This window comes from Thermodesulfovibrionales bacterium, from assembly GCA_026417875.1.
GTDB lineage: Bacteria > Nitrospirota > Thermodesulfovibrionia > Thermodesulfovibrionales > CALJEL01 > CALJEL01.
In genome coordinates this window covers 1-23,490 of the sequence record JAOACK010000023.1, presented here as the reverse complement: position 1 = coordinate 23,490, position 23,490 = coordinate 1, and the positions used below count along the sequence as shown (strand labels likewise).

Sequence of the window (23,490 nt, the reverse complement as noted above, 5' to 3'; positions counted from 1 at the left end):
GTGTAAGAATGGTGGATTCCTGTCCGCCATGAATGGTGCCCGTGGATACAAATACACCAGCTGGCTTTCCCTCAAAGACTTTGTTCATCCATAATGGACCGAGCTGGTCTATCACATTCTTTAACTGAGCGCAGACATTTCCAAACCTCGTCGGAGTGCCAAAGGCATAGGCTGCAGCATCCTTGAAATCATCAAGTGTAACAACTGGTATATCTTTCTGCATCTCAGCACCGGCCTTCATATCAGGCCTTGACTGAATAATATTCTCAGGAATGAGCTCAGGTGCCCTTCTAATAACTGGCTCTACCCCGGAAACCTGTTTTACACCCTCTGCAACAAGTTTAGCCATTTTATATACATTACCATAGGTACTGTAATAGACAATTAGAATCTTCATAATGCCTCCTGTTGTTATCCTTATATAAGATTATTTATCCAGGAGTCTGGCCCTCAAGGATGTTTCTGACCTCACTGTCAGGTTTAGGAAGACCGGCAAGCTTCCATGCCTGGAGGGGGCTAACAAATTGTTCTGTTACACAGTTTTTTGGCTGGTGGACATTAAGGCAGATGGCATTAAGAATGGGAAAAAAATTATATTTTTTGTAATACTCCCTGATGAATTTCAGGATATCAAGCTTTTCTTTTGTAAGCTCCTGAATGCCTTCTTTTTCAGCAAGAGCGCAGGCAATCTTTTCATTCCATTCATCAAAATTAATCAAAAAACCCTCATCATCTACATTGACCTTTAAGCTTCCATATTCTATTACAGGCATGATACACCTCCTTCTCTCTTTTGCTTTATATTAGGTTATATCAAATAAGATAGCGGTTGTCAAGTTTAAATTTTATTTGTAATGTCAATACTTCTGTGTAAATTCATTTAAGGGTTTTATCCTCCAATGTTCATTTAACCGGCTTATTACTGCTGAGAGTATCCTCTCTATGCTCGCTGTGTTGTTAAAGCAACTCATTGGCCTCGTCATTCTTCTTACTTCCCTGAATGCCCTCTCTATTACATTCGTTGTCCTTAGCTTCAACCAGAGTTCCTTAGGTGTATAGTAAAAGTTCAATAACTCCTCTAAGTCCTTCTCTATACATCTTACTGCCTTGGGATAAGCCTCCCTCCACATCAATGCCCATTTCTTCCATGCATGTGCTCCTGCCTGCTTATTTACACCTACGAGGTGGCAATTTTTATCTCTTCCTAACTCTCATGCCCTTAATCTTTTCATACTTAACTGCCAGAAATCCTTAAAACTCCTTTGATATTCCCTCCATAAATCTGTTAAACTTAGGTCAGTGAGTTCTACTTCCATGGGTGTGTCCTCACTTTCTTTGAGAAATTCACTGTTAATTATGGAGGATACACCCCTTTTTCTTTAATTTTCAATTTACACAGAAGATTTTACATTACCGGGAAATTAATATTATTGACAGCCTTTATGTTAAAGGATTATTATTAATTCTCATGAGAAAAATCTCACTTATAATACTAATTCTGCTATTTTTTGCCTGTGCAACTCAGGTAAAAAAAGAAGAGGTTTTTGAAAAACCTCCTACTTTATCAAAAGAGGAACAGGAAAGAATGGCACTCGAGGCTTTTAATAAGATTCTTGAACTGACAGAATCAGGGTCAAGAGAAAAGATACTTCCTAAACTTGAAAGAGCCTATCTGGAGATTATCAACAATTATCCTCAGGCACCCCTTGCGCAGGAGAGTTACTGGAGGCTTATTATTATATACACAAGGGATTATAAACCACCAAAATCAGAAGAGGCTGAAAAGCTTTACGATAAATTTATCCGATTGTATCCTGACTCACCTTTCAGAAAGGATATAGAGGACACAATTGTAAGATTTTACTATAACCAGCAAGAGTGGGAAAGGCTACTTGCCCTTCAAATACCATACATAAAGGAATACATTAAAACAGGAGAGCTCAAAACACCTGTCCACCTCTTTTATTATTCAGAGGCAAAACTCGGTCTTGGTGATATTAAGGAAGCGGAAAAAGGCTTTAGAACAATAATAACACTATTCCCTAATTCCTCTGAAGCCATGGTAGCTAAAAAGAGACTTGAAGAAATTTCTCTAAGAAAAGAAAAGGGAGGTCAGTAATGGCAGGACATTCTAAATGGGCTCAGATAAAACATAAAAAGGCGGCAGTCGATGCAAAAAAGGGAAAGCTTTTTTCAAAGCTCTCAAAGGAGATTACTGTTTCTGCAAAACTTGGAGGTGGTGATCCGGAAAAGAATCCTAGGCTCAGAACTGCTATCGAAAAGGCAAAAGAGGCAAATATGCCCTCTGAAAACATAAAAAGGGCAATAATGAAAGGAACAGGAGAGCTGCCTGGTGTAAGTTATGAGGAGGCAATTTATGAAGGCTACGGTCCCGGTGGTGTGGCTGTAATGATAGAGGTTCTTACAGATAATCGTAATAGAACCGTTTCCGAGATAAGACATATAATGGCGAAACATGGTGGAAGCCTCGGAGAGGCAGGATGCGTTTCCTGGATGTTCGAAAAAAAGGGATATATCCTCGTGGATAAGTCAAAGGCATCTGAAGATACCCTGATGACCATTGCCCTTGATGCAGGAGCAGAAGACATGAAGAATGATCCAGAAGAGGATAATTATGAAATAATCACATCTCCTGAAGACCTCAGCAAAGTAAAGACTGCTATAGAGTCCAGCGGCATTCCTGTAGCACTTGCAGAGATAACCATGCTTCCAAGAAACTATATTATGCTAAGTGAAAAAGAAGCCGAGCAGATGATAAGACTTTTCGAAGCTCTGGAAGACCACGATGATGTCCAGAATGTTTATGCAAACTTCAATATACCGGACCAGGTATTGGCAGTAAAGGAAAGATAATATGAATGCAAAAACATCAATAAAGGCTACCTTCAAGAGAAAATTCATAGCCGGCCTTTTCGTAACTATTCCCATCCTGATTACCGTACTCGTAATAGAGAGGTTCTTCACCTTTATTGATCACCTCTTAGAACCTCTTCTTATAAAGATTATTGGGTATCATATCCCGGGACTGGGTTTTATGACCGCCATAATAATTGTATTTTTTACAGGTATTATTTCGACAAATGTCTTTGGAAAGAGGCTTCTTCAACTTGCTGATAAAATTTTCCTTAGAATCCCCCTCTTCAGTAGTCTCTACACAGCAATAAAACAGATAATGGATGCCTTCAGCCCGGAGTCAAAGGGGGCATTTAAAAAATTTGTCATAGTTGAATATCCAAGAAAGGGTATATATGCTTTTGGTTTTCTGACAAAGGAATGCAGGATAGATGGAGGCGAAGAGCTACGGGCAGTTTACATTCCGACCAATAACCTTTATCTTGGAGAGATCGTACTCTTTAAGGAGGAAGATATAATATACACAGATATACCAATAGAAGAAGGTGTGAGGATCATACTATCAGGTGGTATAGCAACACCTTCCGAGATAAAGAGAACAAAAGTTAGAAATGAATCTTAATATCATAATACTTGCTGCGGGCCTAGGAACAAGGATGAAATCAGACCTTCCGAAGATTCTTCATCCCCTCTGCGGGATACCCATGATTCAGTATATAATTGAAACAGCAAAAAAACTTAATCCCGAAGAGATAGTGACTGTAATTAATAGAAATCATGCGGATGTAAGAGATTTTCTAAAAGAAATGAGCTCTATAGCAATACAGGAAAAACCTCTTGGCACTGCAGATGCCTTAAAGGCAGGAATCAAACATGTTAAAAAGGATCTGCCCGTCATGGTAATTAACGGTGATACACCACTTGTAAAGGAAGAAACACTGAAAAACCTTTACAGAATTCATAAAAAGGATAGAAACTCCCTCTCTCTGCTCTCCTTCCTTTCAAAGGAACCTTTATTCTATGGAAGGATTATAAGGGATAAAGAGGGTAATGTTATTGCCATAAGAGAAACGGTCGATGCAACACAAGCTGAAAAGGAAATAAACGAAGTAAACAGTGGAATTTATATAATTGAGCCTGAAGTACTGGGATTAATTAATCTAATAAAGAAAAATAAGAACAAAAAGGAGTATTTTCTTACAGACCTTATATCAATCAGTGCCAGAAAGGGACTGAAGGTAAGGGCCTATGCAATAGCAGAGGAAGAGGAGCTGCTCGGAATAAATACGAGAAAGGAATTATCCATTGCCTCAGCAATCATGAGAAGAAGGATAAATGAAGGCCATATGCTTGAAGGAGTAACTATTATAAATCCTGAAAATACATACATAGAAAGAGATGTAAAGATTGGCAGAGACACAGTTATATACCCAGGTGTACATATAGAGGGAAAAAGCATTATAGGCAGGGGATGCACAATCTATCAGAACGTGAGAATTTCAAACTCTATCTTGGGTGACAATGTCATCATAAAAGACTCATCGATTATTGAAGACTCTCTTATTAATGAAGGTTGCCAGATAGGTCCTTTTGCACACCTTAGACCTGGTTCAAAAATAGAAAGGAATGTAAGGATAGGGAATTTTGTTGAAGTAAAGAAATCAATTATCGGTGAGGGTACAAAGGCAATGCATCTAAGTTACATTGGAGATGCTGAGATAGGTAAAAATGTAAATGTAGGTGCTGGCACAATCACCTGCAATTATGATGGATTTAAAAAACATAAGACCATAATAGAAGACAATGTCTTCATAGGTAGCGACAGCCAGCTCGTCGCACCTGTAAGGATAAGGCGGGGTGCTTATATAGGAGCTGGCTCAACCATAACAAAAGATGTTCCTGAGGATAGTCTCGCTATAAGCAGGACACAGCAGAAACATATTCCAGACTGGGCAAAAAAACACAGAGAGAAGGCAGGTAAAGACTGATGTGTGGAATTCTAGGTTATACTGGTAGAGAAGATGCGATTGAGATAGTCCTTGAAGGGCTTAAAAGACTTGAGTACAGGGGCTATGACTCTGCGGGAATAGCCTTTTTCAACAGAGGCTCAATAGAGATAAAAAGATGCAAGGGAAAGATAAAGGACCTGGAATCCCTCTTCACTGAAAGGAATTCAAGTAATACAGCAATCGGTCATACAAGATGGGCTACCCATGGAAAGCCATCAGAGGAAAATGCCCACCCCCACAGAGCAGGCAGGATAGTACTTGTTCATAATGGAATCATAGAGAACTATCTGGAGCTAAAAAGAGAACTTACTGAGAAAGGCCATAGATTTACCTCAGAAACAGATACAGAGGTGCTCTGCCATCTCATCGATAGTAAAATTGATAACAGAAGCCTTGAAGAGGCGATTATAGAGGCTCTGAAACCTGTAAAGGGTGCCTATGCAATCGCAGTGATGAATGAACTTGAGCCAGGAAAGATTGTAGGAGTAAGAAAGGACTGTCCTCTTATACTTGGCCTTTCTGATAAGGGCTATTTCCTTGCCTCTGATATACCAGCCTTTCTGCAGTATTCAAGGGATGTGATATTTCTTGATGATGGAGATATGGTGAGTATAAATCCAGGTGGTTATGAATTAATGAGCCTTGACGGAAGGAGTATCAAAAAGACCTCGGTTCATATAGACTGGAGCCCAGTTATGGCTGAAAAGGGTGGATACAAGCATTTCATGCTCAAGGAGATATTTGAACAGCCAAGGGCAGTAGCTGATACACTTAGAGGAAGGATAAGTCTTGAATCAGGCAGAGTCAATATTGAAGAATTTAATATAGATCCTGCAATTCTGCAATCAACAGAAAGGATAATGATAGTTGCCTGTGGAACATCCTATCATGCAGGTCTTGCAGGAAGATATATGATTGAAGAACTTGCGGGTCTTCCTGTACAGACAGAGATCGGCTCTGAATTCCGATACAGAAAGTTAATACTTGAAAAAAACACGCTTGTAATAGCCATAACCCAGTCAGGTGAGACTGCGGATACAATTGCAGCTATAAGGGAGGCAAAATCCAAGGGATTAAAGGTCCTTACCATATGCAATGTCCTTGGAAGCACGGCTTCCCGCGAGAGTGACGGAGTTTTTTACACCCACGCAGGACCTGAGATCGGAGTTGCCTCAACAAAGGCTTTTACTACCCAGCTTGTATCCCTTTATATCTTTTCGCTTCTTATGGCCTGGCTTAAAGGAAGGCTCGACTTAGAATCGATAAAAAAACTGTTAAGTGAACTCATAGCTATTCCTGAAAAGATAGAAGAAATATTAAAGTACAGCACGAGCATAGAGGCAATAGCAAAACACCATGTTAATAGAAGGGGCTTTCTTTTTCTAGGTAGAGGTATAAATTATCCTATTGCCCTAGAAGGAGCATTAAAACTCAAGGAAATATCCTATATTCATGCAGAGGGCTATCCAGCTGGAGAGATGAAGCACGGCCCCATTGCCCTTATTGATGATGAACTTCCTGTAGTTGTCATTGCTACGAGGGATGAGCTCTATGAAAAGCTCCTTTCTAATATGCAGGAGGTTAAATCAAGAGGAGGGATTATTATATCAATAGTAACAGAATCAGACAGAGAGGCAAAGAGCCTTTCTGATTATGTAATAGAGATACCCTCCGCAAATAAATATCTTTCAACTATACTTTCCGTAATTCCTCTTCAGCTTCTTGCCTATTATGTGGGTGTGACAAAGGGATATGATGTAGACCAGCCCAGGAATCTTGCAAAGAGTGTAACTGTGGAGTAAGATTAATTAATATACCTCTGTCTTTCTATATTGCCTTTTTCAAGAATCGTCTTAATGTTATTAAGGATAAGATGAAGCTGCCTTATGTTTAAGATATCAATGGTAACTCTAAAAAGGAAACTGAGTATCTTCCCAGGTCTCTCATAACCAATATCTATGGAAAGTGTTGTCTTATCCTCAAAGCCCTGAAAAGTGATCACCTCTTTTATAGGCAGAAGTCTGTACATCTGAAGGATAATGATCTTTTTATTAATAAACTCCATAACTTTGCCTTTGCCTCTGAGAGTTATACCCCTCACATTAAAGGTCCATTCAAAGGTGTCACCCTTTCTAAGTCTCCTTGATGGACTCTTTATATCCTCAAGACCTGAAACAAAAGAGGGCCAGTTCTCGGGATTAGAAACATACTCAAAAACCTCCTCGACAGGCCTATTTATAACAGCAGAACCAGATGCGAGAATCTTGAAATCTTCCTTCCTTTCCTTTCCACCTTCAAGTTTCCTGAGAAGCATTTCCACCTGAGGAGGGATCTTGCCGAGGCTACCCAGTTTATTCACAATAAATGAACTGTTCATGATCAATTTCATGGAAGAAAGTATATAATGTTTCTTAAACTCATCTTTTATATTCAGTATCTCCGTAAGCTTACCCATGTAAAAACTCTGATAACAATCAATTATAGCCCTGTCAAGTTCCTCCACAGTCATTGCTACAGGTTTTATTACAGGATCAATAAGGTTATACTTTCTGTAATCCTTTGTAACTATGTGAGGCTCAAGCTCCTTATACATATCTGCATAAGGCCAGGGCGCCAAAGCAAGATAATGGGCAAAGTCAGGATTGTAGATCTTTGAAAGTTTCAGTGTCCTCTCTATGGACTGCCTGGTCTCATCAGGAAAACCCAAGATAAAACTTGTCTCACTGATCATGCCATGCTCATGAATAAGTCTCAATGCCTCTATACCAGTTTCAACCCTTATATCCTTTTTAATAAGATCAAGGGTCTCCTGGTCAGTTGACTCCACGCCTATATAAATATGGACAATACCAGCTTTTCTGTATTTCCAGAGAATATCCCTGTCTCTCAGAATATCCTCCGCCCTTGTCTCCATAAGTATATATATACCGAGCTCCTTTTCGATAAGCAGATCAAGAAACCTCTCCCATCTTTCTCTATCATTTGTTGGATATTCATCAACGATAAGAAAGACATTAACACCATACTCCCTGTTAAGATGTTCAATCTCCCTGACGACATTCTCTGGCCTTCTGGCACGCCATGACCTCTGCCAGAATTTCTGCTGTGAGCAGAAGGTACATCCATGGCTGCATCCCCTTGAGCTGCTTATAGCACCCAGCCTGCTATTTGGGATAACAAAATATCTATAATCCTTCCAGTCTATTAAATCCCATGCAGGGCTCAGGCTATCAAGGTCTTCTATAAAAGGTCTTTGGGGAGTTGCAATTATATGACCATTCTCTCTAAAGGCAATACCTTTTATCTTCCCCGGATTATCACCTTTAAGAATGCATGATAAAAGTTCATTAAGTGTTATCTCTCCCTCCCCTCTTACAACAAAATCAACAAAATCATTACCAAGGACTTCCTCATACATAAAGGTTGGATGTACTCCACCAATAATGGTCTTTATCTCCGGATTGACCTCCTTTGCGATACGCAGGACCTCGAGACTATCCATTACTGTAGAGGTAATAGCAGTGGTTGCAACAAAGGCTGGAGCGATTTCTTTAATCTTTTCCCTTATTTCAGGAAATCCCTTCTGCTTTGTCATTGCATCATAAATAAAGGGTTCAAAACCGTGTTTTCTTATTTCACCAGCAAGATAGGCAAAGGTAAGCGGCGCCCATCGGCCTGCGACCTCAACCACGCCACAGTGATAGGGAGGTGTTATAAAAAGGATTTTTCTATTCATGTTTTCTTTTAAATTATAACTGTTAATTTCTTAAAAATCAAGAAAAATTTAGTTATGTTATTGCAGAAGATTTTTTTGACGTAAATATACTCCGTTACAGAAATCTTCTTAACCTGCTGATTCGGTATTTTAATAAAATATTAATAAACCTCTCGTTACGAAATGGATCATCCGTGAACCAGTAAAGATGCCCCTCACATCCACAATCAGAAGAGCCAAATCTCCCAACAGGTCTTGATATTCTTTTTAATTCATCTGCAAGAAGACATTCAAGAGATTCAGAGGATCTGAAGGCAATAGTTTTAAGGTCATCAAGTCCTGGAACAAGGTAATCAATGTGCCATCTCATTCTTTTATGTTTGTTCATATGTCTTCTTAACCTTGCACTCAGGGAGTTCATTGCAGAACCAATGTAAAGATAATAACCCTTTTTGAAATTTATTTTTCCGAGCTTTCCTATTTTGAAAAATCTGTCCCTTGTAAGTTTTCCATAGAGAATATAACTGCCTCTGTCGCGGGACTCACGATCGTAGATGTGCCAGGGTATCTTAAGTTCATTAATAAATTCAGGTTTCATATCCATGTTCAATTTAACAGAGACCGCCCTGATAATAAGTTTATTACGGAATCTTGAGAGTGTCTCAGAAAATTCAGGATCAGTATGAAAATCTGGAAGAAAATATTCTGCCTCAGGAAAGGGGACTATAAAAAGTATAGCGCCATTCATGCGGGCAAGGAGCTCTAAATGTCTTTTCCCTCTGATGGTAATGGCATCAGGAAACATAGATATTCCATCATGATAAAGAGTACAGGATTTTACTTCGAGCAATAAATCCTTCTTGCCTGAGCTAAGCAGAAAATCAATTCTGTTAGAATTAATTGTAACTTCTCTTTGCTTTATGAAATATTCAGGAAATAAACCTTCTTTAATAAGTCTTTCAGCAATATCGTTGATATAATGAGTATGAAGACATATAATACTGTTATCCTTTTTCACTGCCCAGACTGTCCAGAAAAGATTACCTGAGGATTGTTTTATATAAAGCTCCCTGCCTGGCAACAAAAGTTCCCACAATCTACCTGGATTCGGAAGATAGGCTTTAAACCTTCTGTTATTCCTTTCACATTCGACAATAAATCTGTTTAGCCTTCTCAGAAAAATAGCATTTATAAGATCTGACACGGTCAATACCTAACTTTTTCTTTAAGTTTCTTTACAATTCCGGAAGCAATAGAACCATTAACTGCACCTGTAATAGTAGAAAAAAAGATAAGCACAGGCAATATAGCAAGGACCGCCTCGGTTTTTTTAATGAATAGATAATAAGCCACTGCGAGCTGTCCCAGTATATGAAAAGACGCAGAGATCACACTCAGTCCTGTTATACCAAAAAGGGGCACAAAACTTGATAGCCATAATCCAGCAAGACCTGTCAGACCTCCAGAAAGGCTCAGAATAAAAGCAGGTCCTGGAAAGGTTCCTAAAATCATAGAAGATAGTGTAACCCTCAATAAGGTAACAAGAAAAGCTGGTCTTAAACCGAAAAGTAAAAAGACAATCAATGTAATGATATTCGATAGTCCCAATCTGAGCCAGGGAATGGGGGTGGGTATAAGATTCTCAATACTGTGGATTGCAATTGCAATGGCGCTCAGAACAGCAATCCTCTGCTTATCCTGTAATCGCATCTACCGGACTTGCTCCGATTATTATAACAACCCTGTTCGGAATGCATATTATACTACCCTGGTTCAGGAATCCCTGATGTACACAAAATTTATTGGTACAGGGTGAACTTAGAACCCTCACCTTTTTCTCCTTTATTTCTATAACAGTCCTTCCAAGAGGTCCTTCAACACTCAGAATCCTGTCTTCTGAAAGTTGATAAACTCCATAAAGTCTACCGTCCACTTCAATTATCACAGAATTATCTGCAGGTGATAATTTATGCATGAAGGTAATACCTGATAGGGAAAAGCCAAGTAGGCATGCTATAAGAATCCCATCAAAAATTGAAAAGGCCTTTCTATTTAAACTTGATACCATCAATCTCTCCAGTAATAAATCTTTTACCATCTCCAGTGATGAATATTCCCTTATAACCTAGTCTTTTTAAAAGTTCCATACCTTTCTCAGGACCAAGAACGAAGACCGCTGTTGCTAGGCTATCGCTCAGATAACCCTCCTCAGCAATCACAGAAACTCCGCCAGTTGATGCTGAGGGATAACCTGTCCCTGGATTGATGATATGGTGATATCTTTTATTTTCTTTTATAAAGAATCTTTCATAATCTCCTGAAGTAGAAATAGCAGAATCTCTGAGTGGAAGGGTTGCTATCAGATCATCACTATTTTCTGACCTGGGATTTCTGATACCTATAATCCAGGGGGTTCTGTCTTCTTTAATGCCGTAGGCCCTTATATCTCCTGCAATAGCCACAAGGGCTGCTTTTATTCCCTCTGCCTTAAGGATCTCGACTGCCCTGTCTGCACCATATCCCTTTGCAATGCCTCCAGGATCTATTAGCATTCCCTTCTTTTTTAGAAACACAGTATTATTCCTTTCATCAAGTACAATGTTTTTAAAATTCACAAGTTTCAGTGCCTTTTTTATGCTCCCTCTATCAGGGATTTCCTGTTTATGGAAATCCCATAATATTGTAAGAGGACCTGTTGATATATCAAAGGCTCCTCCTGTAAGCTCAGAAATCTGGAGTGCTTTTTTTAATAAAGCCATGGTATCATCTGAAACCCTAACGGGCTTTAAACCTGCGTTTCTGTTTATTTCTGAAATCTCACTCTGGTCTGAATAAAAATTAAATAAACCTTCCATTTTCTTTAATTCTCCAAAGACCCTGTCAATTACCCTGTCTGCACGTTCTTCAGAGTCTGCAATAACAGTAACCGTAACAACGGTATCCATCACGATCATGGTCTTTCTGTAAAGCCTTTCCTTCTGGCAAGAAGAAAAGAAAAAAATTATGGTCAAAATAGATATCACAATCTTTCTATTCATAAGACCTCTTCCTTAAGACAATAATAATTCATTGACTTTCTTATCCTTTCTGAGCAGTAAGAGATGCTGACATACCGAGCTTCTCACTAAGGAATCTTCCAGTCCAGGACCTTGGATTCCTAGCAACCTCCTCAGGTGTACCCTCTGCAACAACCTCTCCTCCAGAGTCTCCACTTTCAGGACCCATGTCAATTATGTAATCTGATGATTTTATAACATCAAGATTATGTTCAATTACTATTACGGTATTTCCGCTGTCAACAAGCCTATTTATCACATTCAGAAGCTTTTCTATATCAGCGAAGTGAAGGCCTGTGGTTGGCTCATCAAGTATATAAATAGCTCCACCCTTTACTTTTTTTACGAATTCCTTTGCAAGTCTAATCCTCTGCGCCTCGCCTCCTGAAAGGGATGTTACAGGCTGGCCAAGCTTTATATAACCGAGACCTACTTCCTCCAGTATCCTTAGTCTGGAACTCACATGGGGAATATTCTTAAAGAACTCAAGAGCTTCAGTTACAGTCATATCCAGGATATCAGCAATATTTTTATCTTTGTATTTTATCTCAAGGGTCTCTTTATTGTATCTCCTTCCCTTGCATTCATCACAGGGTACATAGACGTCGGGAAGGAAATGCATCTCTATTTTTTTTAATCCATCACCACCGCAGGCTTCACACCTTCCGCCGGGAAGATTGAAACTGAACCTCGAGGCATTGTAGCCCCTCATTCGTGCCTCAGGAATCTGGGCAAAGAGATCCCTTATAAGGGTAAAGATTCCAGTATAAGTAGCAGGATTTGACCTCGGTGTCCTTCCAAGAGGTCTCTGGTCAACGCATAATGCCTTCTTTATCTTTTCTATACCTTTAATCTTTTTAAATTTTCCTGGCCTAACCTTGGATTTATAAAGGTGAGCTATCAATGCCCTGTAGAGGATATCAATAAACAGTGTACTCTTGCCAGAACCTGATACACCGGTAACACAGATAAATACTCCAAGAGGTATTTTTACATCTATATTCTTGAGATTAAATTCAGAGGCGCCTGTTATCTCTATGAAATCAACAGGCTTTCTTCTTGAGAATGGAACAGGTATTGAAAGCTCTCCATTAAGATACCTTCCTGTAAGAGACTGAGGTGCTTGCATTATCTCTCTAAGTGTGCCAGATGCTACAACAGTACCGCCGTAAACACCTCCACCAGGACCCATGTCAATTATATAATCAGCATTTCTAATTGTTTCTTCATCATGTTCCACTATTATTATAGTATTACCAGCATCCCTGATAAAAGCAATTGTGTCAAGAAGCTTTTTACAATCCCTGGGATGGAGTCCTATGCTAGGCTCATCAAGGACGTAAAGTACACCTGTAAGCCTTGAACCAATCTGTGTTGCAAGTCTTATCCTCTGTGCCTCACCTCCTGAAAGGGTAAGGGAGGGCCTGTCAAGGGTAAGGTAGTCAAGACCAACTTTTTCAAGGAAACCGAGCCTGTCTTTGACCTCTTTTAAGGGTCTTGAAATTATGAATGTCTCCCTCTTTGAAAGTTCAAGATTTTTTAAAAAATTTATTGCCTCTTTAACTGTAAGACTGCTGAATTCAGCAATATTCACGCCATTGAAACGAATACCCAGGGCTTCTTTTCTAAGACGTGTTCCTTTACATTCAGTGCACTTTTCGAATCTCAGAGATTCCACATCAATTAATGGTTCTGCAATAATATCTTCTTCAGTTATTTCTTCTCTTTCAAAAAACTCTTTTATATCCTCAAATCCAATGCCATTACACCTCGGACAGGCTCCATAGGGACTGTTAAATGAAAAAAGCCTCGGAGCTATCTCAGGATAGCTTATACCGCATTTAGGACAGGCAAGGCTCTTACTGAAAAGGATATCCCTGCCCTCATCAACAAGATTAACAATAATGATATCAGAATACCTTAAAGCTACCTCTATAGAGGTTGCTATCTTTTTATCAATGCCAGGCTTTACAATAAACCTGTCTATTACAATCTCTATAGTATGTCTCTGAGTTTTCTTAAGTTTAAGGCCCTCAACAAGGTCAACCATCTTTCCATCTATCCTTGCCCTTAAAAAACCCTCCCTTCTCATTGAGTCAAGTTCTTTCTTATACTCACCCTTCCTCTCCCTAACTATCTGAGAAAGGATCTGCAATCTTGTACCCTGAGGAAGGGATTTAACGGCATCTATAATTCCATCCAGCCTCTGACCTCCAAGAGGAGAGCCACATTTATAGCAGAAGGGCTTTCCTGCTCTCGTATAAATAACCCTCATGTAATCATATATCTCTGTTATTGTTCCAACTGTAGAGCGAGGACTTCTTGTAACAGTCTTTTGATCTATGGCTATTGAGGGTGAGAGGCCTGTTATGGACTGGACCTCAGGTTTTTTTAGCTGCTCGATGAATTGCCTTGCATAGGAAGAGAGGCTTTCCATGTAGCGTCTCTGTGCCTCTGCATAAATGGTATCCATTGCAAGGGAAGATTTTCCAGAGCCGGATGGTCCTGTAATAACAGTGATCTTCCCCCTTGGGATAGTGACATCTATTCCTTTAAGATTATGTTCAGAGGCTCCTTTTACTATAATAAATTCCTGCATAGCTCATTAAAAACCTTTAACCTTTAACTATAACCTGTGGAAAGAGATTTTTTCAAATTAATCTGTCTTACTTTAGTAATCTGCGAGGAGAGGCTTATCCTTTCTAAACTTCAAAGACCTTGTTCTATAAATATGTTATAATTTATCACTGGAGGTCATATGAAGAAGGCAATTCTTATGTTATCTGATGGTACCTTTTTTACAGGAGATGCCTTCGGTGCCGAGGCAGAAAGGATCGGAGAGGTAGTATTCAATACCTCAATAACAGGTTATCAGGAGATTCTAACGGACCCATCTTACAAAGGCCAGATAGTTGTCATGACCTATACTGAAATAGGAAACTATGGTATAAATCCTGAAGATATGGAATCCAGAGAGAGCCCTAAGGTGGAGGGATTTGTCGTTAAGGAATGCTCAAAAATATTCAGCAACTGGCGGGCAAAAGAGAGTCTTGATGAATATCTTAAAAGGTATAATATTCCTGGAATCTCAGGTATCGATACAAGGGCACTTACAAGACATCTCAGAACAAAGGGTTGCCAGATGGGCATATTATCCTCTACTGACCTTAATCCTGAAAGTCTTCTTAAAAAAGTGAAAAGACATCCGGGTATTTCAGCCCTTGACCTTGTTAAGGATGTCACCTCTCCTGAATCATATAAATGGAATGAAGGTTGCTGGACCTGGCCATGTCCTGTAACAGAAGATTCAGAACTGAAGCCTGGTAAGCGATTGAAGGTAGTCGTTTACGATTTCGGTGTGAAGTTTAACATCCTTAGAAATTTATATGAAGCAGGTTTTGACATCACAGTAGTTGGTGCCATGACCCCTGCAGAAAAGGTCCTTGATATGGATCCTGATGGAATACTTCTGAGTAACGGTCCAGGAGATCCCGTAACAGTTACCTATGCTATCGAGAATACAAAAAAACTTATAGGAAAGAAACCAATCTTCGGTATATGCCTTGGTCACCAGATACTGGGACTTGCTATGGGTGGAAGTACTTATAAATTGAAATTCGGGCATCATGGAGGAAATCATCCTGTAAAGGACCTCAAGACCGGAAAGGTTGAGATAACAGCTCAGAATCATAATTATTGTGTTGATATCAACAGTCTCAAAGGACAAGTAAGATTAACCCACGAGAATCTTTTTGATGGCTCAGAAGAGGGTATGGAGCATGTGGAATACCCGATCTTTTCTGTCCAGCACCATCCAGAGGCAGGACCCGGACCAAATGACTCAACGCATCTGTTCAGGAGATTTAGAGAACTGATAGAGGAATTCAATTAAGTGGAGTTAGATTTTAAGGAAATATTCAAAGAACTTAATCTCAAAACTTAAGGAGTGGGGCTATCGTACAAAGAACCATGTTGATCCAATGGATCTAGCTGATGAGATAAAAAGAAATTCATTGATAAAAGAAAAGAGGATGGGAGCAATGAATTTTTTCAATCAAGATTCACCTATCGCAGAGATTGATATAATTTTTGATTCTCCTATCCCATATGAAGAATTAAAAAGCAGATCTGTCGTATTTGAAATCTATGGAGAGAAAATACCGACTATTTCTATCCATGACCTCATTAAAATTAAAAAAAACAGGTCGGAAGCAAGACATGGCAGATGTAAAGTACCTTATGATGATCCTTGAGTGATGATGGAAGACAAGAAAAAATGATTTACCTATTTTCTGAGCTCAGAACATTTAAAGGAATATGGCAGATGGTCTTTGGAGCGAAGGCTAAGATGGCTCTATCTTGTAAACAAGCTGAGAAAAAGTTTACCTGAAAGAACAATAAAGATCCAGGAACTCTTCAGGCAGGGTAAGATATAAAAATTTCAATCCGGAGGTAAAAATGCTTAAAGAGATAAAATCAGATATCTACCACCTCCTGCATCCAAAGCTTGCTTTTTTTCTTACCAGCATAAGCAAAGATGGAAAGCCCAATGTTATGGCCTGTGCCTGGGCAACACCAGTAAGCGAGGAGCCTCCCATTGCAATTGTCTGTGTATCAAAGGAGGCTCATACAGCAAAACTTATAAAGGAAACAAAGGAATTCGGTATAAGCATTCCAACAAAGGAATTCCTGAAGGCCCTCTGGATATGTGGAAGAAGCTCAGGAAGGGACACAGATAAATTTAAAATGGCAAAGTTAAAAATACTTGCTCCAAGAAAGATAAAACCTCCAATGATAGAAGGCTGTGCAGGATATCTGGAATGCAGGGTTAAAAAAATAATTGAGGCTGGAGAGTGTTACGCCTTTTTTGGAGATGTCCTTAGTGCCTATGCTGAGGAGAATTATCTTCACAAGGGCCTCTGGTCTGAAAGGACCGAGATACCCTTGCATCTTGGTGGAAACAGGATAGTCTATTTCAGATGACCATTAATGGAACATATAAGCTATCCATAACCCATGATAATGTCACCTTTTATACATTTTTTTATAAAGCAGAAAAAGGAAGCATCCTTCATAGTGCTCTCATGAGCAGAGAAACCACCTCTTTAATAGTAGCATCTTTTGTTGATGGAGCTTTATTTTCAATTTATGCCATGTATTTTCCTGTTAGGATTTTTGAGATTATTGCCTTTATTCTGCTTTTTGGTCTTCTCTTCATTTTTTTCAGATTGAGCATTTTCAGAGAAAGACCGCTTGAAGTATCCTTTTTCAGGAATATGATTAAGATAAAATATCCAGCTTTTATCATAAAAAAAGTGGAAAATTTTTCTCTAAATCAAGTAAAATATTTCGCTGTAAACAAAAAAATTTTATCTGTAGATAATCCAGAAGGTGCCGAAATAGTCAAAAAGATTGCTCTTCAGCATGGAACGATCATACCTGACTTTGCCGAGTCTATTGAGGTCTATTATCTTGAACTTGGATTTCATGATGGAAATAAAAAGATAATCTATGTCGACAGGGATGGAAGAAGGATTAACAATCTTTATGGAGAATTGAAAAGATGGCTCTCACTGGCAGGAATCAGGGAAGCAGAAAGGCTCTTTATAACTCACAATACTGAACCTTAACACATGCCAAAAAGAACTGATATCAAAAAAATAATGATAATAGGCTCTGGCCCTATAATCATCGGCCAGGCCTGCGAGTTTGATTATTCAGGTACTCAGGCCTGCAAGGCTCTTAGAGAAGAAGGCTACAAGGTAATCTTAGTAAATTCAAATCCTGCCACGATCATGACTGATCCTGAGATGGCAGACAGAACATACATAGAACCTCTTATACCAGAGGTAGTTGAAAAGATTATAGAAATTGAAAGACCTGATGCTCTTCTTCCCACAATGGGTGGTCAGACAGGACTCAATCTATCAATGGCTCTATGGAAAAAAGGTATTCTTGATAAATATGGTGTCGAACTCATCGGTGCAAAACCTGACGCTATAAAAAAGGCTGAAGACAGAGAGCTTTTCAAAAAGGTCATGACATCAATAGGTCTTGAGGTTCCAAGGAGTGCTGCTGTTACAGACCTAAATCAGGGTCTTGAGGTTATTGAATGGATAGGTTTTCCTGTAATACTGAGACCTGCCTTTACGCTCGGTGGCACGGGCGGAGGAATTGCCTATAACAAAGAAGAATATAAGGAACTTCTTGAGAGGGCTCTCAAGCTCAGTCCTGTTCACCAGGTTCTGGTTGAGGAATCTGTCCTTGGTTGGAAGGAGTTTGAGCTTGAGGTAGTTCGGGACAGGGCAGACAATGTAATAATTGTATGTTCCATAGAGAATTTTGATCCCATGGGAGTTCATACCGGAGATTCAATCACTGTAGCACCTGCCCAGACACTCACAGATAGAGAATACCAGAGGATGAGGGATGCTGCCATAAAGGTGATAAGGGCAATAGGCGTTGATACAGGTGGTTCCAATATCCAGTTCGCAGTCAATCCAGAAAATGGAAGGATGGTTGTGATAGAGATGAATCCCAGGGTATCAAGAAGCTCTGCACTTGCAAGTAAGGCAACAGGCTTTCCCATAGCAAAGATTGCGGCAAAGCTTGCCGTAGGTTATACCCTTGATGAGCTTAAAAATGATATTACAAAAACCACACCTGCTTCCTTTGAACCTACTATAGACTATGTAGTTACAAAGATACCACGCTTCACCTTTGAAAAATTTCCTGAAGCAGACCCAACTTTAACAACACAGATGAAGTCTGTTGGAGAGGTGATGGCAATTGGAAGGACATTCAAGGAATCTCTCCAGAAGGCCTTAAGGAGCCTTGAAACAGGCCTTTCTGGTCTTGATCCTGTTAACGGAGTGACAGAAGAACAGATTATATCCAAGTTAAGGACACCAAATGCAGACAGGCTACTTTATATTGGAGAGGCATTCAGAAAAGGATTTTCTATAGAGAGGATTAATGAACTTACTAAGATAGACCTGTGGTTTCTTGACCAGATAAGAGAAATAGTGGAGTTTGAGAATAAGATAAAGAATTCAAACCTTGATGACGAGATCCTTCTCAGGGCAAAGGAATACGGATTCTCGGACAGACAGATAGCTGCCCTTACAGGAAGAAAAGAGATTGAAATCAGAGAAATGAGAAGAAAGAAGCATCTGAAACCATCTTACAAACTTGTTGATACCTGTGCTGCAGAATTCGAAGCCTACACACCCTATCTATATTCAACCTATGAAAGGCCTTTTTTCAGGATAACAGAAAAAGGTATCATATCAATTAGAGAATCAGAATTTGAACCCTCACAGAGAAAAAAGGTTATAATCCTTGGCTCAGGTCCGAACAGAATAGGGCAGGGAATAGAATTTGACTACTGCTGCGTCCATGCTGTCTTTGCTCTCAAGGAACTTGGCTATGAAACCATAATGGTAAACTGCAATCCAGAAACTGTAAGTACAGATTATGATACAGCTGACAGGTTATATTTTGAGCCCCTAACCATAGAAGATGTACTTAACATAATAGATAGAGAAAAACCGGTAGGTGTAATAGTTCAGTTCGGAGGCCAGACACCCCTTAAACTTGCAGTACCCCTGCAGAGAGAGGGTGTCAGGATTCTCGGGACTTCACCTGAATCGATTGACAGAGCAGAAGATAGAAAAAAATTCAAAGAGCTCCTTGAAAAACTGAGTCTCAAACAGCCCCTGAGTGGCACTGCAATGTCAGTTGATGAGGCATTGAGTATTGCCTCTCAAATAGGTTATCCGGTTCTTGTAAGACCATCCTATGTTCTTGGTGGACGGGCAATGGAGATAGTCTATGACTCGGCCACACTCATTGAATACATGCAGAGGGCAGTAAAGGCATCACCGGAACATCCTGTACTGATAGATAAATACCTCGAAGATGCCATAGAAGTTGATGTAGATGCCCTTTGTGACGGCATAGATATAGTAATCGGTGGTGTAATGGAACATATAGAAGAAGCAGGAATACATTCAGGTGATTCAGCCTGTTCTCTACCACCCTATTCTCTCAGTCCTTCAATTATTGAAGAGATAAAAAGACAGACAAGGCTTCTGGCAGAAGAACTGAATGTTATAGGGCTCATAAACATACAGTTTGCTGTAAAAGGAAATGATGTTTATGTTCTCGAGGTAAATCCACGGGCTTCAAGAACTGTGCCCTTTGTCAGCAAGGCAACAGGTATACCACTTGCCAAGATAGCTGCAAAACTAATGGTAGGTAAAAGATTAAAGGAACTTGGAATTACAAAGGATCCTGATATAAATTATGTTGCCGTTAAAGAGGCAGTATTCCCCTTTGATAAATTTCCTGGTGTTGATACAATCCTTGGTCCTGAAATGAAATCTACCGGTGAGGTAATGGGAATTGATACCCATTTCGGCCTTGCATACTGGAAGGCAGAGGCTGCATCAAACAACAGGATACCCCTGAACGGCAAGATATTTTTCAGTGTAAAAGATAAGGATAAACCTCTCACAGTGGAACTTGTAAGGAAATTGAAGGCCCTCGGGCTCTCGGTTGTAGCCACTAAAGGAACTGCTGAATTCCTTAATTCACAGGGACTGAATGTTGAGATGGTCTATAAAATCCATGAAGGAAGACCCAATATTGTAGATCTCATAAAAAATAACGAAATACATTTCATCGTAAATACTGTAAGTGATGCAAAATCAAAGAAAGATTCCTTCTATATAAGAAACAGTGCATTACAATACATGATACCCTACACAACAACAATATCAGGTGCTAAGGCTGTTGTAAGTGCCATAGAAAAACTCAAAGAAAAGACATTCACAATCAAAGCATTACAAGATTATTACAGGACTCAGTAAAGACTAATAAATAACAAGTATGGATTGGATCTTACTGGTGCTTTATTCTCATAGAATTCCATGAAGATCCTTCTCATAAATCCCTGGGTTCATGATTTTTCCTGTTTAAATCTCTGGTCAGCACCCTTAGGACTTCTTAGAGTTGCAGAATATCTGAGCCAGTTTGATGTAAAAGTATATTTTATTGACTGTCTTGAGACTGTGAGGAAAAAGAGCTGGGGTACCGGAAAGTACCACAGGCAGGAAATAGAAAAACCTCCTATCCTCAAAAATATTCCAAGAAAATTTTGTAGATACGGAATAAGTCCTGAGGAATTTAATAAAAGACTTAAAGAAATCCCTGCTCCTGACATGATCTTCCTATCCACTTTGATGACCTACTGGTATACGGGAGTCAGGGAGACTGTAAATGAGATAAAGAAAATTTTCAGGAATATACCTGTAATAATTGGAGGACTTTACAGCACCCTCCTTCCTGAGCATGCACTTCAAAATACAAATGCTGATGGTATATTTACAGGATCTGTAGAAAATAGATTAGAGGCCTTTTTGAACACCTTCGGATTCAGGCTTAAAAGAATTGGGATTTCCCAACCCTACTGGAAACTAGGTCTTCAGAAATGGGATTTTGCACCCCTGTGGACCTCAGAAGGATGTCCTTTTAAGTGTACCTACTGTGCCTCTGGTATCTTACATAGCCGATTTATTCAGAAAGATCCTGGAGAAGTTGTAAAAGAAATATTGGAGCTTTATAAACTCGGGATAAGGGACTTTGCCTTTTATGATGATGCACTGCTTGTAAAAGGTGATGAACACATTAAACCTATGTTAAAAGAAATTATTAAAAAAGGCCTTGATATAAGATTCCACACACCTAATGGACTTCATGCAAGATTCATTGATGAAGAAGTTGCAGACCTGATGAAAAATTCTGGTTTCAAGACAGTAAGAGTAAGTCTTGAGACTATTTCTTCAGAAACACAGGAAAAAACTGGTGGAAAGGTAAATACAGAGGAATTCAAAAGGGCAATAGAGATATTAAAAAAAACAGGCTTTACCAAAAAAGAGTTAGGAGTATATTTAATGTTCGGTTTACCCGGTCAGGGACTCCAGGATGTGACAGAAGGTGTAAAATTCCTGAAATCCCTGAATGTAAAAATTCACCTTACAGAATACTCACCTATTCCAGAGACTATCCTCTGGAAAGAGATGGTCGCTTCAGGTATAATCTCTCAGGATGTAGACCCACTATTAACAAATAACTCAGTATTTTATTATCTCTTTTCTGGCTATGACATAAAAAAGCTTGAAGAACTTAAACTTGAGGTAAAAAGATACAATGAACTCTAAAGAGATAGCAGTTAGATTAAAGGAACTACTGATCGAAATTTCACCTCTTATAGAGGAATATACAAGTTATATTTGTCCTTTATGCCAGGATGTCTGCTGCAAACAGAAACATGCAATACCTGAAGAAAAAGACCTTATATACATGAAGCTTACAGGAATACCTGAATATACCCTTGACGGTAGAGGACCTGAAGAAAACTGTCAGTTTCTCGGAGAAAAGGGATGCATCAAACCAAGATGGCAGAGACCGCTTAGATGCACTTGGTATTTCTGTAGCAGCCTACTCCGGGCAATGGATGAGGGAGATCAGAAAAAGGCAAGAAAGCTTACTGAGCTGATAAGAGACATGGTGGAACTGAGCGGAAGGTTGAGAAATATTTCTTTAAATGAATAAATATGAAAATATAAAAAAATAGTTGGCATGGCTTCATGAAGCCATGCCAACCTTTAAAAAATCTATTCTAAAAGTCTGTTAAACAATACTCTATACTTTATTCTGTATATTTCTGTATTGTCTATTGTACCGTAAAGCATGTCTGCATGCCTTCCGTAAGCTCTCGCCACTATGCTACCTGAATGGTCTCCCGCAGTTGACCAGGCAATTGCAAAGGGCCAGCGCTGGCCATTTCTATCAGGCGCAGACATGAAAGGTGGTGTGTTTGTACCATCCTTACCATCAAGGTATTCTGTAAAATAAACTGTTCCATCAAGTCTTCTTAATACTCTAGTTGGTACAACATTTCCTTCAGGGGTAGTACGAGGATTGCCTATTATGCTTAAACCACTGGCCTCACTGTCAGCAGCAACAATAAGAAGTGTATTAGGATTATTCTTTGCAAAATTCAGTGCAACACCAATTGCATCATCAGCCCTTTTTGTAGCCTCTATAGTGCCCCTTGCATTCAATGCACCATTAGCCAGATTGTCTGTACCTTCTTCTTCTGCTACAAGATAGAATCCTTTATTGTTTTTATTAGACAATATCTTTATGGCAACATCTACCATTTCTGCCAGAGTAGGTGCATTAGGATTGTAATCATAAAGTCCTTCTGCTCTGAGTTGTTCTTCTGTATAAGAATATCTCCTCGGATCCTCGTCATTATTGTCATTATATGTATCATGCGCTGCGAATAAACCCAGTACCTTGTTTACTGATGGAGGAAGATTTAAAAGTTCTTCTCTGGTATAAATTACTGTGTAGCCCCTGTTTATTGCTTCCTGAATCAAATTTAATCCATCTGTCCTCTTGCCCATTACACCATGCCTGCCACGAACATCGGAAGGTAAAAACCATACTTCCCCACCACCGAATATTATATCAATCTCGCTTCCAGGGTCTCGCATTATTAATTGTTTAGCAATTCCTAAGTGATCATCACGATTTATAACCCTAGCACCGAAAACGCCTGTTCCAGGCTCTGTTATAGTGCCTGTATTGATTATACCAACTGAAAATCCTGCCTCTTTAGCCTCTTCAAGAATGGTCTTTGGTTTGCCTGAACGAGATATTATCGGATTACCATTTTCATCCAGGCCATAGGATCTTTCATGAGCTTTAACTCCATAGGCATGAGTAACAGCACCAGCATTAGATCTGTCTCTTATACACATCT

At 39.4% G+C, this 23,490-nt stretch carries 21 protein-coding genes and 1 pseudogene; 12 read left to right on the top strand and 10 right to left on the bottom strand.

Translation table 11 applies throughout. From position 1 onward, the window contains the following. The 3 genes and pseudogenes from wrbA to N2257_05795 form a co-directional block, all read right to left on the bottom strand. On the bottom strand, positions 1-397 hold a 397-nt coding region (wrbA, locus tag N2257_05805), incomplete at its 3' end, for an NAD(P)H:quinone oxidoreductase (GenBank protein ID MCX7793901.1). Positions 398-431: 34 nt separating this feature from the next. Continuing rightward, positions 432-773, bottom strand: a complete 342-nt coding sequence (locus N2257_05800; protein MCX7793900.1) for a TusE/DsrC/DsvC family sulfur relay protein — start codon at positions 771-773, stop codon at positions 432-434. An 84-nt stretch (positions 774-857) separates the two neighbouring features. Continuing rightward, a pseudogene (locus tag N2257_05795) lies at positions 858-1,151 on the bottom strand (transposase). Positions 1,152-1,468: 317 nt separating this feature from the next. Between N2257_05795 and N2257_05790 the strand changes: the two are divergent. From N2257_05790 to glmS, 5 genes are read left to right on the top strand one after another with little or no spacing between them, the layout of a single operon-like run. After that, on the top strand, positions 1,469-2,119 hold the full coding sequence (locus N2257_05790) for a hypothetical protein (protein ID MCX7793899.1): 651 nt from the start codon (positions 1,469-1,471) through the stop codon (positions 2,117-2,119). Beyond that, positions 2,119-2,874 carry a YebC/PmpR family DNA-binding transcriptional regulator gene (locus N2257_05785; GenBank protein ID MCX7793898.1) on the top strand — a complete coding sequence of 252 codons (756 nt, stop codon included), beginning with the start codon at positions 2,119-2,121 and terminating at the stop codon, positions 2,872-2,874. The genes N2257_05790 and N2257_05785 overlap by 1 nt, the downstream gene beginning before the upstream one ends. A 1-nt stretch (position 2,875) precedes the next feature. Then, positions 2,876-3,496, top strand: coding sequence for a DUF502 domain-containing protein (locus tag N2257_05780; protein ID MCX7793897.1), 621 nt, complete (start codon positions 2,876-2,878; stop codon positions 3,494-3,496). Then, positions 3,486-4,862 (top strand): bifunctional UDP-N-acetylglucosamine diphosphorylase/glucosamine-1-phosphate N-acetyltransferase GlmU, encoded by a 1,377-nt coding sequence (glmU, locus tag N2257_05775; protein ID MCX7793896.1) that lies wholly within the window; start codon positions 3,486-3,488, stop codon positions 4,860-4,862. The genes N2257_05780 and glmU overlap by 11 nt, the downstream gene beginning before the upstream one ends. Next, positions 4,862-6,685 (top strand): glutamine--fructose-6-phosphate transaminase (isomerizing), encoded by a 1,824-nt coding sequence (glmS, locus tag N2257_05770; protein MCX7793895.1) that lies wholly within the window; start codon positions 4,862-4,864, stop codon positions 6,683-6,685. The genes glmU and glmS overlap by 1 nt, the downstream gene beginning before the upstream one ends. Before the next feature lie 2 nt (positions 6,686-6,687). On the opposite strand, the gene N2257_05765 is transcribed toward glmS, so the two are convergent. The 6 genes from N2257_05765 to uvrA form a co-directional block, all read right to left on the bottom strand. Next, positions 6,688-8,619, bottom strand: a complete 1,932-nt coding sequence (locus N2257_05765) for a radical SAM protein (protein MCX7793894.1) — start codon at positions 8,617-8,619, stop codon at positions 6,688-6,690. Between the two features lie 94 nt (positions 8,620-8,713). Then, positions 8,714-9,802, bottom strand: coding sequence for a DNA/RNA nuclease SfsA (sfsA, locus tag N2257_05760; GenBank protein MCX7793893.1), 1,089 nt, complete (start codon positions 9,800-9,802; stop codon positions 8,714-8,716). Between the two features lie 2 nt (positions 9,803-9,804). Further along, positions 9,805-10,308 carry a Gx transporter family protein gene (locus tag N2257_05755; protein MCX7793892.1) on the bottom strand — a complete coding sequence of 168 codons (504 nt, stop codon included), beginning with the start codon at positions 10,306-10,308 and terminating at the stop codon, positions 9,805-9,807. After that, positions 10,292-10,666: a NusG domain II-containing protein gene (locus N2257_05750; protein ID MCX7793891.1), complete on the bottom strand. Its 375-nt coding sequence runs from the start codon at positions 10,664-10,666 to the stop codon at positions 10,292-10,294. The genes N2257_05755 and N2257_05750 overlap by 17 nt, the downstream gene beginning before the upstream one ends. After that, positions 10,647-11,636: an FAD:protein FMN transferase gene (locus tag N2257_05745; GenBank protein MCX7793890.1), complete on the bottom strand. Its 990-nt coding sequence runs from the start codon at positions 11,634-11,636 to the stop codon at positions 10,647-10,649. Before N2257_05745 ends, N2257_05750 begins: the two co-directional genes overlap by 20 nt. A 40-nt stretch (positions 11,637-11,676) precedes the next feature. Further along, positions 11,677-14,253, bottom strand: a complete 2,577-nt coding sequence (gene uvrA, locus N2257_05740) for an excinuclease ABC subunit UvrA (GenBank protein MCX7793889.1) — start codon at positions 14,251-14,253, stop codon at positions 11,677-11,679. A gap of 159 nt (positions 14,254-14,412) precedes the next feature. Here uvrA and carA point away from each other — a divergent pair, with 159 nt between their 5' ends. The 7 genes from carA (at position 14,413) to N2257_05705 (ending at position 22,271) form a co-directional block, all read left to right on the top strand. Next, positions 14,413-15,546 (top strand): glutamine-hydrolyzing carbamoyl-phosphate synthase small subunit, encoded by a 1,134-nt coding sequence (gene carA / locus N2257_05735; protein MCX7793888.1) that lies wholly within the window; start codon positions 14,413-14,415, stop codon positions 15,544-15,546. An 88-nt stretch (positions 15,547-15,634) separates the two neighbouring features. Next, positions 15,635-15,907, top strand: a complete 273-nt coding sequence (locus N2257_05730; GenBank protein ID MCX7793887.1) for a hypothetical protein — start codon at positions 15,635-15,637, stop codon at positions 15,905-15,907. A gap of 205 nt (positions 15,908-16,112) precedes the next feature. After that, the gene (locus N2257_05725; GenBank protein ID MCX7793886.1) at positions 16,113-16,637 is read left to right on the top strand and encodes a flavin reductase family protein; all 525 of its coding nucleotides are present in this window, start codon (positions 16,113-16,115) and stop codon (positions 16,635-16,637) included. Beyond that, the gene (locus N2257_05720; GenBank protein MCX7793885.1) at positions 16,634-17,284 is read left to right on the top strand and encodes a hypothetical protein; all 651 of its coding nucleotides are present in this window, start codon (positions 16,634-16,636) and stop codon (positions 17,282-17,284) included. The genes N2257_05725 and N2257_05720 overlap by 4 nt, the downstream gene beginning before the upstream one ends. Before the next feature lie 3 nt (positions 17,285-17,287). Beyond that, positions 17,288-20,527 (top strand): carbamoyl-phosphate synthase large subunit, encoded by a 3,240-nt coding sequence (carB, locus tag N2257_05715; protein MCX7793884.1) that lies wholly within the window; start codon positions 17,288-17,290, stop codon positions 20,525-20,527. A gap of 60 nt (positions 20,528-20,587) precedes the next feature. Next, a complete protein-coding gene (locus N2257_05710) occupies positions 20,588-21,877 on the top strand; it encodes a radical SAM protein (GenBank protein ID MCX7793883.1) in 1,290 nt (429 codons plus the stop codon). Further along, positions 21,867-22,271 carry a hypothetical protein gene (locus tag N2257_05705; GenBank protein ID MCX7793882.1) on the top strand — a complete coding sequence of 135 codons (405 nt, stop codon included), beginning with the start codon at positions 21,867-21,869 and terminating at the stop codon, positions 22,269-22,271. The genes N2257_05710 and N2257_05705 overlap by 11 nt, the downstream gene beginning before the upstream one ends. A gap of 62 nt (positions 22,272-22,333) precedes the next feature. On the opposite strand, the gene N2257_05700 is transcribed toward N2257_05705, so the two are convergent. Beyond that, positions 22,334-23,490, bottom strand: a 1,157-nt coding sequence (locus N2257_05700; GenBank protein MCX7793881.1) for an alkaline phosphatase, incomplete at its 5' end; no start/stop codon positions are given.

Excerpts from the sequence above, each read along its gene's own strand:
- uvrA (MCX7793889.1), bottom strand. The coding sequence starts at position 14,253 with ATGCAGGAATTTATTATAGTAAAAGGAGCCTCTGAACATAATCTTAAA.
- N2257_05765 (MCX7793894.1), bottom strand. The coding sequence starts at position 8,619 with ATGAATAGAAAAATCCTTTTTATAACACCTCCCTATCACTGTGGCGTG.
- N2257_05790 (MCX7793899.1), top strand. The coding sequence starts at position 1,469 with ATGAGAAAAATCTCACTTATAATACTAATTCTGCTATTTTTTGCCTGT.
- N2257_05745 (MCX7793890.1), bottom strand. The coding sequence starts at position 11,636 with ATGAATAGAAAGATTGTGATATCTATTTTGACCATAATTTTTTTCTTT.
- N2257_05800 (MCX7793900.1), bottom strand. The coding sequence starts at position 773 with ATGCCTGTAATAGAATATGGAAGCTTAAAGGTCAATGTAGATGATGAG.
- N2257_05720 (MCX7793885.1), top strand. The coding sequence starts at position 16,634 with ATGACCATTAATGGAACATATAAGCTATCCATAACCCATGATAATGTC.
- N2257_05780 (MCX7793897.1), top strand. The coding sequence starts at position 2,876 with ATGAATGCAAAAACATCAATAAAGGCTACCTTCAAGAGAAAATTCATA.
- N2257_05730 (MCX7793887.1), top strand. The coding sequence starts at position 15,635 with ATGGATCTAGCTGATGAGATAAAAAGAAATTCATTGATAAAAGAAAAG.
- N2257_05755 (MCX7793892.1), bottom strand. The coding sequence starts at position 10,308 with ATGCGATTACAGGATAAGCAGAGGATTGCTGTTCTGAGCGCCATTGCA.
- N2257_05785 (MCX7793898.1), top strand. The coding sequence starts at position 2,119 with ATGGCAGGACATTCTAAATGGGCTCAGATAAAACATAAAAAGGCGGCA.
- N2257_05725 (MCX7793886.1), top strand. The coding sequence starts at position 16,113 with ATGCTTAAAGAGATAAAATCAGATATCTACCACCTCCTGCATCCAAAG.
- carB (MCX7793884.1), top strand. The coding sequence starts at position 17,288 with ATGCCAAAAAGAACTGATATCAAAAAAATAATGATAATAGGCTCTGGC.
- carA (MCX7793888.1), top strand. The coding sequence starts at position 14,413 with ATGAAGAAGGCAATTCTTATGTTATCTGATGGTACCTTTTTTACAGGA.
- N2257_05710 (MCX7793883.1), top strand. The coding sequence starts at position 20,588 with ATGAAGATCCTTCTCATAAATCCCTGGGTTCATGATTTTTCCTGTTTA.
- glmU (MCX7793896.1), top strand. The coding sequence starts at position 3,486 with ATGAATCTTAATATCATAATACTTGCTGCGGGCCTAGGAACAAGGATG.
- N2257_05750 (MCX7793891.1), bottom strand. The coding sequence starts at position 10,666 with ATGGTATCAAGTTTAAATAGAAAGGCCTTTTCAATTTTTGATGGGATT.
- glmS (MCX7793895.1), top strand. The coding sequence starts at position 4,862 with ATGTGTGGAATTCTAGGTTATACTGGTAGAGAAGATGCGATTGAGATA.
- N2257_05705 (MCX7793882.1), top strand. The coding sequence starts at position 21,867 with ATGAACTCTAAAGAGATAGCAGTTAGATTAAAGGAACTACTGATCGAA.